The following is a 14,045-nucleotide window of genomic DNA, read 5'->3' on the forward strand; positions in this document are numbered from 1 at the left end:
TGGTCTGACTCGCTTCTCGTGTTGGCGTCAAAGACTCGCTTGGCAGCGGAGCGATTTCCCGTTGTTGCGTCATTGTTGCCGCAGAAAGAGCCCTTCCGTGTCTCCCTGTGACATGGGTTCAAGCGTATGAGAAGGACGATGCGATCCGCGCGGGACGCATCCGCCGCGAAACGCTCGTGTGGAGTGCTGGCATGGAGGTTTGGGTCGAGGCGGGGCAGGTCCCAGCGCTCGCGGGCCACTTCGCCTCTGAACCCCCACCTGTTCCGTAGCGACTACGGCAATAGCAACTACGGCAATGGAAATTTGGACTTAACGAGGCACCGGGGCGACAAGCTTCAACCAGCTCTCGAAGTTGCCCGTGTAGTTCACTGCCTGTTGTCGCTCGGCCACCCGGGCGAGGGTCGCGTCGTACGCGGCAGCGCTCGGAGCTGGCACACTGGCGAGATGTTCTGCCACGGCGTCTGCACTCTCATTGGCAATGGCCGCGGCCTGGCTTTCCATGTTCTCGCGCGACGCCTCGAGGTCATCGCTTACTCCGAGGTAGCTTTCGATGGCGGCGGCAGTGACATGCTCTGCGTGTTTACGCGAAGCGATGATGTTGCCCTTGCCCGTCACGACATTGCCCACTGAAAAGACCGTCGGGAAATCGGGTAGCCGACCCATATCCCAATCGGTGAAGTTGAAGAGTTCGCCATTCATGCCGATGCCAGAGATCGGCTGAGGAATGCTGCCGATCGAACTGATGATCTGGGATCCGCGGCATTCGAACTTTTCGTCGGTCATCACCACGCGCCCATCTTCGATCTTGGTACGCCTGAAGACGAGTCCAACCAGCCGGTCGTCTTCGATGATGAGCGAATCCGCCACCGAGAGTTCCTGGATCTTGAAGCAGTACTTCCGCATGGCCTTTTCGAGCAGCGTCCCGCGACTTTTGCGTGCCTTGGCCTCGCGCTCCGGGGTTGCATCTTTGGGTATCGCAACCACGGGCATGTCTTCGATTCGGCGCCGGTAGAAGATCGTGCATCCCGCGAGGCCCAGGTCCTCGAAAACGAGCCCGTGGGTCTCGAGAATCTTGGGGATTCCCTTGACCTCGAGCGTAATGACATCGACTTCGATGCCGCGCTCGAGCAGCTTCGCCCGGGTAATTTCGAGCATTACGATCTTGGCGACGTCGATGGACGCCAGGCCTCCGCCCAACACGATCGAATTGTCGGTGACTTCGAAGGTTGGGCCGCTGTAGTTCGACTCTTCGAGGTGGTTCCACCAGGTTACGAAGGGGTTCTGGTAGATCAGCCCCTTGTCGACATAGTTGTCGGCTCCACGGATCGATACGGGTCGATCCCGCCAGGCTCCGTTGGCAAGTACGACCGCGCTGAAGCCCCAGTCGTTGCACAGCGCTGCGAAGTCGACGTCGATCCCGATCTCGGTGTTCGGTACGTAATGTACGTTCGGGTGAGACAGCTTGCCTTCTATGGCTCGATACTCTTTCTCGCGCAGCTTGTGATGCCAGCGCGGAAGCCCATCTTCTATCTTTCCGAACGGGCGCGGATTCTGTTCGAAAACCGCGACGGAAACGCCCTTTTCCGAAAGTAGGCCAGCGACCTGGGCTCCGGAGACGGCACCTCCAATGACGGCAACACAATGAGGACGTGTGCTGGCTTGATTGGTCATGACGGCCAATTATGTCAGCTTCCGATGACCACCACAACAAATCCGCGCGACCGTGTTACGCTCTGCCTCGCGGGCCCTTAGCTCAGCGGTTAGAGCACCCGGCTCATAACCGGGTAGTCCCTGGTTCAAATCCTGGAGGGCCTACCAATCTGCCGCGGATCGGACGACGCTGCCGTTGCGCATCGTTCCGTACCGTTCAGTTCGTCCGGCGGCGCAACGCCGCAGAACGCGCCACCCGCGAGTGCGTTGCGATTGTGACTGTGGAAAATCGGCGAAGTTGAACCGGCTCTTCCACTCCCGGCGAAATTCCGGGCTAGCATCGCCGAGGGCCCGATGCCCGGGTTCGGCAAGTTGTTTCCCCCTACGCGGCCGCGGCGACCCGTAGTCCCCGGTCGGTCCCTTCAATAGTCCCCGGAATGATCGAAGTTCCGGGATCGCTGCGCGGCGCTCCGAAGTCCGCGTCGAGGAGAATTCCCCCATGGCCGAGGCCGTCATCGTCGAAGCACAGCGAACTGCCATTGCACGGGGAAAGAAAATAAAGGGTGACCTGAGCGGGTTTCATCCTGCGGCGCTGTTGGGTGCCGTGATGGACGGCGTCATCGACAAGTCGGGAATCGACCCCGCGTTGGTCGAGCAGATCATTGGCGGCTGCGTGACCCAGGCCGGTGAGCAGGCGGGCAACGTGACCCGCATCGCATGGTTGAACCGAAACAAGGGTTGGGCCGGTGGAGCCACGACTGTCGACTCCCAATGTGGGTCTGGGCAACAGGCCAATCACCTGGTGCGGGCATTGACCGCGGTAGGGAGCATCGATTGCGGTATTGCCGGCGGAGTTGAAGTGATGAGCCACGTTGGGCTCGGTGCCAACGTGATCAACGGTCCGGGCTTCTTCATTCCCAGCAAGGAACAGGGGTGGCGGTGGGAAATGTCGCCCGAACAGTTCACCGCGGCAGAACGGATCGCGCAGAAGCGCGGGATCACCCGCCAGGATGTCGATGAGTGGGGCATGCGATCCCAGCAGCTCGCCGCCCAGGCGCGGGACGAGGGTCGCTTCAAGAATGAAATTCTGCCAATCAACGCACCGGTGCTCGACGACGAAGGCAACCCCACCGGAGAGACCCGGCTGGTTGAAACCGACCAGGGAATTCGTCCCAGTACTCTCGAGGGTTTGGCGAATCTCAAGGAAGTCATCCCCGGCTGCATGCACACCGCGGGCAACTCGTCGCAAATCTCTGACGGTGCGGCTGCGGTGCTCTGGATGTCGGCGGACAAAGCCAAGGAGTTGGGGCTCAAGCCACGGGCGCGCATCATTTCCGATGTCGTGGTCGGTGCCGATCCGTACTTCTTGCTCGACGGTCCGATCGATGCCACCCAGGCACTGCTCAAGAAGGCGGGAATGGAGATCGGAGACATCGACCTGTTCGAAGTCAACGAAGCGTTTGCCTCCGTCGTGCTTTCATGGTTGAGAACCTGTGGTGCGCAGGAGAGTGACGTGAATGTAAACGGCGGCGCGATCGCCCTGGGTCACCCGGTTGGTGCGACTGGATCTCGCTTGATCATTACGGCGTTGCATGAACTCGAGCGCTCCGACAAGAGCACGGCCTTGATCACCATGTGTTGCGGCGCCGCGGTGGGGACGGGGACGATCATCGAGCGCATCTGATCGCCCAGATACCATTACGCTTGCGTCCCCTGGCAGATTCCGGGACGCAGGCCTGGGAGAGTTCGACATGTTGGACGGGAAAGTAGCGATCGTTACCGGCGCGGCCCGAGGGCTGGGCCGGGAAGAGGCGCTCGAACTCGCACGCCAGGGCGCGCGGGTCGTGGTCAACGATCTTGGCGTGTCTTCCGATGGGACGGGACAAGACACCAAAGCGGCAGACGCCGTGGTGGAAGAAATTCGCTCGGCTGGCGGTGAAGCTGTGGCGCATTTTGGGGACGTCGCCGATTGGAACGATTCCCAGGCGATGATCCGGACCGCAATCGACACCTATGGCGACCTCAATATTCTGGTCAACAACGCGGGCTTCTGTCGCGACCGGATGATCTTCAACATGAGCGAAGAAGACTTCGATGCCGTGATCCGCGTGCACGTGAAGGGAAACTTCTGCTCCTTGAAGTTTGCTGCGATGTACTGGCGCGAACGAGCCAAGAGCACCGGCGGGCCGGTCTACGGTCGCATCATCGGCACTTCGTCAGAGGCTTTTCTCTACTGCCCGGTCGGCCAACCCAACTACGCGGCAGGCAAAGCGGGAATTACGGCACTGACCCTCTCGACCGGACAGGCCGTTATGAAGTACGGAGTTACAGCCAACGTAATCTGCCCCCGGGCCCGCACCCGTATGACGGATACCGGTGGGATGCTCTCGCAAATGTTCGCCAAGCCCGAAGAAGGCTTTGACATGTTCGATCCCGCGAACATTGCACCCTTGGTCGCCTACCTGGGATCACCGGCTGCGAAAAATATCTCGGGACAAGTTTTTACTTGCTGCGGCGAGAACATCACCGTGGTGGGACGACCTGATATCACCCAGCCCGAAAGTCAGTTCCACAATCAAGGAGCGTGGACAACCGAAAAACTCGAGCAACAACTCGGGTCGTACTTTGCGAAGCGTAAGTTTGGCGAGGGCTACGCGCTACCGAGTGCGTGAGGGCGAAGGGGTTTAGAACGGGCCGCTAGAGCGTGTTGTCCGCGCTGAAGTGTCTCTTGTTCCAACTGTCGGCAGCGCGTCGAGCAGCGGCACTCTGTCCATCGGACAGCAGCCCGACAACGTTTTCCAGGTGGTTCTGGGCCTGCATGTTCCCCGCATCCGAGGCGAGCAACAGCCATTTATGAGCTTCGACTGGATCGCGATCCACTCCGTCACCTGAATAGTAAGCCAGGCCGAGTCGGTACTGCGCAACGGGAACGCCCCTGTTCGCAGCTTTGTGATACCAGCCCATCGCTTCTTCGATATCGCGATCGACTCCGACCCCAAATTCGTAGTTGGACGCAAGGTTGTACTGGGCAAGCGCGTGGTCCTGCTCTGCAGCTTTGGTGTACCACTCGATCGCAGTCGCCGGGTCCTTGTCGACACCGCGACCCCGGGCGTAGGCAACGCCGAGATTGGCTTGCGCCTTTGCGTATCCCTGTTCCGCCGCGAACTGGAACCATTTCAGCGCTTCGTCTGGATCTTTTGGCACAATCTCGCCACTGAGATAGAGAAGGCCGATGTTGAACTGTGCGTCGGCGTCGCCGAGATCGGCAGCGCTGCGCAGCCATTTCAGAGCCTCTTCGACGTCGTGTGGGACGCCGTCTCCCGTGAAATAGGCCATGCCGAGGTTGTACTGCGCTTCGGGAAGAGCCTGATTCGCACTCTTGGTGTACCACTCGGCGGCCTTCACCGGGTTGAGCATCACACCCTGGCCGTACGCGTACGCGAGTCCGAGGTTGTATTGCGCAAGTGGGCTGCCGGCCGTTGCTGCGTCCTGGAGTGCCTGAAACGCTTCGACGTTCATTGTCGAGTGATCCGCAGCGCTGCGTTCCACTTTATCGAGACCTGTTTTTTGGCTCAAGCTGGCGCAACCGGAGAGCAAGCTCGATCCGAGCATCAGCGCAAAGATGGATGTGATCTTTCGAGTTTTCATGCCCATGCGAATCCCCGGTTGCTTCGACGTTGTGGGTTCTATTCCCTGCGTCTCTCGTTGAGTTTACGTCGAACCGCGAGAGCGACCAATCCAAGTCCGAGCAGAGTGCTGGATCCGGGTTCGGGGACTGCGGGAATCGAACCTTCACCTTCGTCCGGGTGTCCAGCCAGATCGAGGAGATTGTTGTCGAGGGGATCGTTGAAGACCCATCGGGGTCCAGAATCTTCTTGCGCTGTATCGCGGTCGGAGTTGTCGAATACGGCATTAATGAACATCGACTTTGGTGGCGCCGCGCGGAGATCGTCGAGGATCACCAATTCCTGGGCAGCCTCAACCGGAGGGGTACCCCCCTCGTCGCCACTGCTCAGGTTGGGGTCTTCGACTCTGGGGGGATTGCGGTAATCAGGAAAGCGCTCTACGAAGTTCAGGACCTGCGGCAATTGGCTATCGCGTTTCACGACTTCGGCGCGTGCTAGCAACGGGGAAACACGGGGCATCGTGTAGCTGCGTTGATGCTGAGTGGCGATTCTGGTTTCGGTGTCGCGCGATTCTCCATACCTGACCGAGCCGACGGCGAACACGGAGAGCAGGAGCAACAACATCAAACTCGCGGCGGTGATACGCTGGCGACGTCTGCGTGATTTTGCACGACGTATCCGGCCACGCGCCTTTCTGCGAACGTTCCAGTCATCCATCACGGCTGGTCATCTCCCACCCGAACGAGTTTGCGAACAGTGCGCAGCTCACAACATAAAATCGTGATATTTCTGGGGATAGAGAACACGCACACTCCGAATTAGGTCTTTCATTCTCATCGGGTCGATCGACGTGTTGCTTTAACCCCTAGTTGTGATTTTTGACCCAATTTCGTGTCGGCCACAGTGCGGTTCTGTGTTTTACACGAATACTGGAACAGTGGAATTCAAAGGTGGCGGGGTCGCGTATTTTCAAGAATTGATTTTTCGAGAATTCCGTCGATTTCCGGAGTTCGCGCGGGCTTCACTCCACGTCTGGTGGGACGCGCTTGCCCGGGCCGGGTTCTCGCTCGGGGAGGGGCGGGAATGGCTGCGTGATTCTTCTCTTATTGATCAAGAAAGCCAAGTAAAGTCAATGGCTTGACATACCCCGGTCCACACGCGGTTCGACCGTGGGGCGCTCAAGGTTTGCTATGTTCGCCCCGAAGTCCAGGGGACGTGCGCTCGACGCGCGTCCTGGGTGCCAGCAAGCTGAATCCGGTGGATCTTGGATGCGGAACGATAAGGACAGATACTGGGACTGCCTGGATCAGGCGATGGATGCCTCCCATCGGGGTCGCACGGAAGAAGCCCTCGCCTGGCTCGACGAAGCCCTGCGCGCCTATCCCGCCGGCGCTGAGGCCCACAACGGTCGCGGTGAAATTCTCTGGGACGACGGTAGGGTCGACGAAGCGGTTCACGAGTTTGAACGCGCGATCCACGCGGATTCCAAGTTCATCGCCGCACACTTGAACCGCATCGAACTCATGATCGAAGAACTGGGTGCGTTCGATACCGCGCTTCAGCTATGCGATGAGCTGCTATCGGGACGTCTTGATCTGCCCCGACCCGAAAAATCAGTACAGGCCGAGGTCTACTATCTCAAGTCGAAAGCGTTGTTCTATGTCGACGACCTCGAAGGGGCAATCTTCCTCGTGCGCCGGGCGGGCAAGGCTTCGGGGGATCAGCCCGCGTACTCTGCCTTCGAAGGTCAGTTGCTGTTTGAGTTGGGTCGCTACGAAGAAGCCAAACGCGTGCTCGAGCACACGGCGATCGCCGATCCAGATTCGGCCCACGTCGTCTACTACCTCGGCCTCGTGTTGGAGCATCTCGAAGATCCCGATGCCGCCGAAGCGTTCGCACGGGCCAATTCCCTCGATCCGAACCACTACCCAATGCCGATGGAGGTCAGCCGGGAGGAATTCGAGGAGATCGTCGCCGAGGCTCTCGACAACCTCCCGCGCTCGATCCGCGAATACATCGCCGATGTCCCAGTCTTGCTGGAAGACCTTCCGTCCCGAGAGATGATTGCCGCGGAGAACGTATCCCCTCAAATTCTGGGGCTCTTTGTCGGTTCGCCACGCACCGAAACGTTGGCGACTTCCCCGGCTCTCGATCTCGATCGCGTCCTGCTCTTCATCAAGAATCACGAGAAGATCTGCCACGATCGCGAAGAACTCATCGAACAGGTCCAGATCACCGTGAGGCACGAGATTGGTCACTACCTGGGCCTCGACGAAGAAGACATGGATCGCCTGGGCCTGGCCTGATTCGCAAGATCTCCAATATAGGAAGTGGCGCGACAGGGTTCGGTATCTGGCAGTCGGTAGAGCATCCTTCTATGGTTCCGCCATGACGACACCGCGCGTATGACCGCCCTGGTCGACCAGCTCCGAGCGATCGTGGGGCAAGAAGCTTGTCTCTCTCGGCCCGAAGAACTCTTTGTCTATGAGTGCGATGGCCTGACGCTGGACCCCTCCCTTCCATCGATCGTGGTGTTGCCGAAGACAACATCCCAGGTCGTCGAGATCGTCAAGGCTTGTCGTCAGCACGACACGCCGTTCGTCCCCCGCGGCGCGGGAACAGGCCTCTCGGGTGGAGCCCACGCCAAGTCGAACGCGGTGGTGATCGAAACCTCGCGCATGAATCGCATCATTGATGTCGATGTGGAGAATCGCATCGCACGAGTTCAGCCCGGTCTGGTGAACCTGCACTTGTCCAAGGCAGTGTCGCCTCACGGTCTCTATTACGCCCCCGACCCATCGAGCCAGCAGGTCTGCACAATTGGTGGCAACGTCGCCGAAAATGCGGGCGGCCCCCACACCCTGAAGTACGGGGCCACGACCGACAATGTGCTGTCGGTCGAGATCGTGATGCCGGACGGCGAGGTTCTGGTACTGGGACACGAATCGGGTTTCGGATCCGGCTACGACCTGGTAGGGGTCGTTACTGGTAGCGAGGGTACTTTGGGAATCGTCACGGAAGTGACGGTCAAGTTGTTGGAAATTCCCGAAGGCATCGAAACTCTGCTCGGCATCTTTCCGGACGTCGTTTCGGCGTGTCGCGCGGTGATGGATATCATCGGCAGTGGCATGGTCCCGGCGGCGCTCGAGATCATTGATCGCAGAACCATCGAAGTTGTCGAAGACAGTGTCTACAGGGCCGGCTTGCCCCGCACGGCGGGTGCCGTACTGCTGGCGGAACTCGACGGTGCGCGCTGTGCCCTCGACGATCAGGTTGTGCGCATGCAGCAGCTCTGCCGCGACGCGGGGGCCAGCGAGGTGCGGATCGCCAAGGACAGCGAGGAACGGGATCTGTTCTGGAAGGCGCGCAAGGGTTCGTTTGGCGCGATGGGGCGTCTCGCGCCCGATCTCTACGTGCACGATGCCGTTGTCCCCCGCGCCCAGTTGCCGGGAATCCTCGAGCAAGTGAGCGAAATTGGCGAGCGTTACGGCCTGCTGTTGGCCAACGTTTTTCACGCCGGGGACGGAAATCTGCATCCCATCATTTCTTTTGACAGGCGCGACCCCGACGAACTCGATCGTGTGATGAAGGCCGGCCGTGAGATTTTAGAGGCCTGCCTTGCGGTGGGAGGCGTGCTCACGGGGGAGCACGGTGTCGGCACTGAAAAGCGGGAATTCATGAGTCTGCTCTTCAGCGACGCAGACCTCGACGCCATGATGAGGCTGCGGCGCTGCTTCAACCCGGATGGCTGTTGTAATCCCGGCAAGGTGCTGCCGGTTACGCGTGCGTGCGTGGAATCGAATCCGGCTGCGCGAGACGCTCTGTTGGAACTCATCCCATGACCGCAGCTGTGATCGAACGACTCCGCAACGCATTTGATCCCGCAATCTTCGAAGAGCCATCGGGGATCGAGGTTGATGGGTGTGAGATCATCGGCCAGTTGTCGCCTCGCGACGTCGAATCTCTATGCCAGGTGCTTGCGTTGTTGAATGAGCAACAAATTCCCGTCTTGATCCGCGGTGGCGGGACCCGCATCGGACTGGGCAACTGTCCAGATGAAGTACAGGTCTTGCTCTCGACCCGCTCTCTTTCCGGAGTTCGGCGTTTCGAGCCGGATGACGGAGTGGTCGAAGTGTCGGCGGGCACACCACTCGAGGAAGTCCGCAAAGCCGTGCTGGCCAAAGGCTGGGAACTACCCATTGACGCCGGAGGCTCGCGGGCAACCGTTGGCGGCGCGATCGCGTGCGCGGCATACGGTCCGCGCTGCCTGGGCTTTGGGCCCGTGCGGAGAAACGTGCTCGGGCTCGAGGTCGTAAACGCAGCGGGCACACTGACCCGATGCGGGGGGCGAGTGGTCAAGAACGTTACGGGTTTCGATCTCGCCAAGATCTACACCGGTAGCCTCGGCACCCTCGGTGTCATATCGGGTGCCTGGTTGCGCCTGCAACCGAAGCCCCGGGCCATCGAAGTGCGGGTGGCAGAATTTTCGCAAACCGATCAAGCGCTTGCCGGCGGCATTCGGGTGAGTCGCCGGAGTTCGGCGCGAGCATGCGTGTTGCTCAGTCCCGAGGTTGCGCGACGGGTCGGACTCGAACACTCGTTGGCGGCAAGTTGGATTCTACTGGCCGAGTTCGCGGGTGAAGCGTCCGAGTGTCGCCACGACGCCGCTTGGCTCGAAACTGAAATGGGCGCCAACCGGCCAAGCGTGTCCTCGGGCGACGACGCCCTCGCCATGATCGACGCAGTGCGGGATTCGCTGGTCGCGGGTCCCGAGGTCGCAGGGGTTCGAGTTCGAATCGCCGCATTGGGGACCAAGCTCGAATCGTGCATTCGCCCCCTGACCAAAGCGGGTGCGCGCATGACCGTGGATCCCGGCCTGGGTCTGGTGTTTGCGGAGCAAGCGGCGGGAAGTGGACCCGGAGAAGTCAGCGCGTTCATCGAGGTGGCGCGTACTGCGGCCCAGACGGCTTCGGGAACTCTGGTGCTGGAGTCCGTACCCAGCGAGTTCAAACGAGGCATCGATGTGTTTGGCGACGAGCTCGGCCCGGAACTGGCCCTGATGCGGAAACTCAAAGAAGAGTTTGATCCAAAGCGTCTGTTGAACCCCGGTCGCTTCGTGGGAGGGATCTGAGCCCATGGCCGAGCTCTCCCGCCTGGATGCGATCTACCAAAAGAGCCTCGACTGCGTTCACTGCGGCCTGTGTCTGTCTGCTTGCCCCACCTATCTCGCGACGGGACAAGAGAATGCATCGCCTCGGGGCCGCATCTATCTCATGCGCGGCGTCGTCGAAGGTAGAATTCCCTTGGCGGGACTCGCCGCCGAAGAAGCGTTCAGATGCGTAGGTTGCCGCGCCTGCGAAACCGCGTGTCCCTCGGGTGTCGAATACGGTTCCATGCTCGAGTTGATGCGTGAGGAAGTCGACCAGCAGGGGCTGCGAGACGGATGGCCGCGCAGCATCGAGCGGTTTGCGTTGCGCCAGATCGTCCCCAAACGATGGCGACTGCACGCCCTCGTCTCTCTGCTCGGTCTTGCCCAGCGCTCAGGTCTTGATCGCTTCGTCTTATCGTTGTTGTCGAAGCTTTCGCTGCTGCCCGAATCCGTGCGCCATGCCCATGGCTTCATGCCGGATATCCCCTCTCGGCGCGCTCGCCGACCGCTCCCAATCCACACTCCTGCGATCGGCGAACGGCGGGGTTGCGTCGCATTTCTCGCGGGTTGTGTGATGCACGAGATCTTTCCGGATGTGAATCGCGCCACGGTGCGGGTGCTCGCTGAAAACGGTTACGACGTTTTGGTGCCCAGAGCCCAGGGTTGTTGCGGCGCATTGCATGCCCACACTGGAGACTCCGAGACCGCTCATCGCCTGGCGGAGCGCAACGCCGCTGCTTTCGCTGAACATTCGATCGACGCCCTGGTGGTGAACTCGGCCGGCTGCGGAACCGCTTTGCGAGAGGCCGAGGCGTGGATCGGCGAAGAGGGCCGCGCGCTCGCAGAAAAAGTTCGAGACGTCTGCGAGTTCCTCGACGAAGTGGGCCTGCGATTTCCCGAGAACCCCAACGACAGACCACCGATTCGGATCTGTTACGACGATCCCTGTCATCTGATTCACACGCAAGGCGTCGCCAAGGCGCCCCGGCGTTTGCTCGAATCGCTGCCCGGAGTGGAGTTGGTCGCGCACGAAAATCCCGACCACTGCTGCGGCGCCGCCGGAATTTACAATCTCACTCAGCGCGAACTCTCCGGACAAATCCTGGAAGAGAAGATGAACTCACTCGCACAGGTGAATCCCGACCTGATCGCGACCGGCAATCCGGGTTGCATGATGCAGTTGCGACGCGGAGTCGAGGAACGGGGGATGAAGACCCGGGTGCAGCATCCGATCGAGTTGATCGCCGCGCTCTATCCAATCGGTCCCACGGAGTCCCGCTGAACCGAAGTCGAAACCGCGAGATCCGGCCGCGTCATTGCGGCGATCCGTCGCTCCCCAGCAACTCGATCTGGGCATCTCGCCATTGGGTTTCGAGATCCTGATAGATCAGCGGAAGGTAGTCGGTGCTGAGGCCCAGCTCGAGCCAGGCGTCATGGTTCAGTGGCGCCACCAGGTGCTCTCCATTGCTCCCCATGGCCCGAGCTTCGACGAGAAATTCCGAAACGTGGAGGATGTTTGCGACCCGAGGAAAACGCTTTGTTCGGGAGGGAGTGTGATGGGCGTTGACCGCCTCGACCAGCGCGTCGGGGAGACCCCAGAGTTGCAGGAGTTCGCGACCTACGTCCGCGTGGTCGAAGCCGAAGATCCCGCGCTCGGCTTCGGAGAGATATTGATGATCATTGATACAGCGATTCATGAGTCGTTTGAGCTTCCGGCCGCCGCGCAGGTAGATCACGATGCTTCCGATATCGTGCAGCAAGCCCGCTACAAAGAAACGTTCGACGTTGTCTTCTCCGCAGTGAACCGCCAGTAGTCGTGCACACACTGCGGTCGCCAGACAGTGCCGCCAATAGGATTGGCATGTCGACGAACTCGATCGAGATGTCCTCGAACATCTCGATCACACAGGTCGCCAGGGCAAGGTCGCGTAGCTGTTGGGTTCCCACCAGGGAGATGGCTCGGGAAATCGTGTCGATTTGTCCTGGGAAGGAAAACAGAGAGCTGTTGATCAGTCGCAACAGGCGGGTGGTCAAGCCCGGGTCTTGCATCACAACCTTGGCAATCTCTTCCGATGAAGAACTCGGCTTGGCGACCACCCGGTTTACGAGTTCGAAAATCTCGGGGAGGGACTGGATCTCCGGAGTGCCTCGGACGAATTCGGCGGCGGTTGCCTTCACTCGGTAGCCTTGGGGCCTGTAGCACTGCATTCGCGCGCATGGTTCAGACATTCGTCGAACACCGCTCGAGCAAAATCATCGTCGAGATTGACATGGCGGAAGCGGCCGGTGATTTCTCTCTCTTGTTCTCTCGTGAGTGGCGGCAGTTCCGGAGCACAATTGTGCTCTTCAAATGAATCGTCGGTCACGTACACAATCGGAATCAGAGCGGTCTCCAGGACTTCGAGCAAGCGATCGGTCAGCTCGGTCTTGGCACCGATCAACATGCGCCCCTGGCGATCCATGGCATCGCTATCGAGGATCATGCCGGGTGACAAATTCGTTCGAAGTACCCGCAATCTTTGCCCCCATCTGCTGTACGCATACACGCGCCAGAGCCTCTCGGGCCTGTCGGCGTATCGTCTGCGGCACTGAAACTCGAAGAAGGTGGCTACTTGTTCCACGTTACCGTCGAGCGATGTCGAGTGAGTTCGTATTGGCCGAATGCCGGAGAGGGGGTAGGGTTGATGTCTCATTTTGAAATGTCGGAGTGCCAGACCATGCCCAGACGATCTTCCATGCGCGCTCCAGAACTCGTGGGCATCTTGAATATCACCGAGGATTCGTTCTCGGACGGCGGCCAATTTCTCGCACCCGATCGTGCGGTCGATCACGCTCGTCATCTGATGGACAGCGGCGCAAGGCTCGTCGAACTCGGTCCCGCGTCCAGTCATCCAGATGCACAGAAGGTTGGGGCCGATCTCGAGATCTCGCGCCTCGAATCCGTGGTCGGCGCTCTGGTCGAAGCGAATATTCCCTTCGGAGTCGATTCGTTCGAAACCGCTACCCAACGTTGGTCTCTCGCCGGGGGGGCTTCGATGCTCAACGACATCCAGGGTTTTGCGGACGAGAAATTCTGGGACGAACTTGCAGATCACAGCTGCGATCTGGTGGTGATGCATTCAATCCAGGGGCGCGGCCCTGCCACCCGCGCGCCCGCACAGAAGGGGCCGATACTGGATCACGTGCTCGCCTTCTTCGAGACTCGGCTCGCCAGTCTCGAGCGGGCGGGAATTGCGCGCGAGCGAATTGTGGTGGACCCCGGCATGGGGTTCTTCCTGGGTGCAAGTCCGGAGCCATCCCTTGCGGTGCTGCGAGAGCTTTCCCGACTGCGCCGGGAGGTTGGATGCAGGGTTCTCATTTCGGTATCTCGCAAATCGTTTCTGGGTGCGCTTTGTTCGGATCCTCGGACTGGAAGCGAGCGCCCCATTGCGGAGCGTCTGCCCGCGACATTGGCAGCTGAACTCTTTGCCGCGCGCCAGGGTGTGGATTGGATTCGAACCCACGATGTAAAGAGCCTGAGCGATGTCCTCCAGACCAGCCTCGTCCTCGAAGGCGAGTCGTTCTTCGCACCCCACGCTCTCAATTCGGATTTGTTAGATTAAACCGACGAAACCGGGTAA

13 protein-coding genes and 1 tRNA gene are annotated in these 14,045 nt (G+C 60.0%); 9 read left to right on the top strand and 5 right to left on the bottom strand.

The genetic code is table 11. The annotated features are described in order from the left end of the window. Positions 1-53 precede the first annotated feature (53 nt). Entirely contained in the window at positions 54-269 is a 216-nt protein-coding gene (locus IH881_10275; protein MCH7868070.1) for a DUF4339 domain-containing protein, read from the top strand. A gap of 40 nt (positions 270-309) precedes the next feature. Here the strand turns inward: IH881_10275 and IH881_10280 are convergent, their stop codons facing one another. Then, complete coding sequence (locus tag IH881_10280; protein MCH7868071.1) at positions 310-1,680, bottom strand: hypothetical protein; 1,371 nt, start codon at positions 1,678-1,680, stop codon at positions 310-312. Between the two features lie 62 nt (positions 1,681-1,742). Here IH881_10280 and IH881_10285 point away from each other — a divergent pair. The 3 genes from IH881_10285 (at position 1,743) to IH881_10295 (ending at position 4,322) form a co-directional block, all read left to right on the top strand. Beyond that, a tRNA-Ile gene (locus tag IH881_10285) sits at positions 1,743-1,818 on the top strand. A gap of 331 nt (positions 1,819-2,149) precedes the next feature. Then, positions 2,150-3,334 carry a steroid 3-ketoacyl-CoA thiolase gene (locus tag IH881_10290; GenBank protein ID MCH7868072.1) on the top strand — a complete coding sequence of 395 codons (1,185 nt, stop codon included), beginning with the start codon at positions 2,150-2,152 and terminating at the stop codon, positions 3,332-3,334. Between the two features lie 67 nt (positions 3,335-3,401). Continuing rightward, positions 3,402-4,322, top strand: a complete 921-nt coding sequence (locus IH881_10295) for an SDR family NAD(P)-dependent oxidoreductase (protein MCH7868073.1) — start codon at positions 3,402-3,404, stop codon at positions 4,320-4,322. A 25-nt stretch (positions 4,323-4,347) separates the two neighbouring features. On the opposite strand, the gene IH881_10300 is transcribed toward IH881_10295, so the two are convergent. Further along, positions 4,348-5,298: a sel1 repeat family protein gene (locus IH881_10300; protein MCH7868074.1), complete on the bottom strand. Its 951-nt coding sequence runs from the start codon at positions 5,296-5,298 to the stop codon at positions 4,348-4,350. 38 nt (positions 5,299-5,336) lie between these two features. Further along, a complete protein-coding gene (locus IH881_10305) occupies positions 5,337-5,993 on the bottom strand; it encodes a PEP-CTERM sorting domain-containing protein (GenBank protein MCH7868075.1) in 657 nt (218 codons plus the stop codon). A 551-nt stretch (positions 5,994-6,544) separates the two neighbouring features. On the opposite strand from IH881_10305, the gene IH881_10310 reads away from it, so the two are divergent. The 4 genes from IH881_10310 to IH881_10325 all read left to right on the top strand — a co-directional run bounded on the left by IH881_10310 (position 6,545) and on the right by IH881_10325 (position 11,707). Beyond that, entirely contained in the window at positions 6,545-7,582 is a 1,038-nt protein-coding gene (locus IH881_10310) for a metallopeptidase family protein (GenBank protein MCH7868076.1), read from the top strand. 99 nt (positions 7,583-7,681) lie between these two features. Next, positions 7,682-9,118 (top strand): FAD-binding protein, encoded by a 1,437-nt coding sequence (locus tag IH881_10315; protein ID MCH7868077.1) that lies wholly within the window; start codon positions 7,682-7,684, stop codon positions 9,116-9,118. Next, a complete protein-coding gene (locus IH881_10320) occupies positions 9,115-10,407 on the top strand; it encodes an FAD-binding oxidoreductase (GenBank protein ID MCH7868078.1) in 1,293 nt (430 codons plus the stop codon). The genes IH881_10315 and IH881_10320 overlap by 4 nt, the downstream gene beginning before the upstream one ends. A 4-nt stretch (positions 10,408-10,411) precedes the next feature. Next, positions 10,412-11,707: a (Fe-S)-binding protein gene (locus IH881_10325; protein MCH7868079.1), complete on the top strand. Its 1,296-nt coding sequence runs from the start codon at positions 10,412-10,414 to the stop codon at positions 11,705-11,707. A gap of 31 nt (positions 11,708-11,738) precedes the next feature. Here IH881_10325 and IH881_10330 read toward each other — a convergent pair whose 3' ends face one another. Further along, the gene (locus tag IH881_10330) at positions 11,739-12,251 is read right to left on the bottom strand and encodes an HDOD domain-containing protein (GenBank protein ID MCH7868080.1); all 513 of its coding nucleotides are present in this window, start codon (positions 12,249-12,251) and stop codon (positions 11,739-11,741) included. A 348-nt stretch (positions 12,252-12,599) separates the two neighbouring features. Continuing rightward, on the bottom strand, positions 12,600-12,908 hold the full coding sequence (locus IH881_10335; protein MCH7868081.1) for a hypothetical protein: 309 nt from the start codon (positions 12,906-12,908) through the stop codon (positions 12,600-12,602). Between the two features lie 252 nt (positions 12,909-13,160). Between IH881_10335 and folP the strand changes: the two genes are divergently transcribed. Beyond that, complete coding sequence (gene folP, locus IH881_10340; GenBank protein ID MCH7868082.1) at positions 13,161-14,027, top strand: dihydropteroate synthase; 867 nt, start codon at positions 13,161-13,163, stop codon at positions 14,025-14,027. The last annotated feature ends 18 nt before the right edge of the window (positions 14,028-14,045 follow it).

Source organism: Myxococcales bacterium, assembly GCA_022563535.1.
Lineage (GTDB): Bacteria > Myxococcota_A > UBA9160 > UBA9160 > UBA4427 > DUBZ01.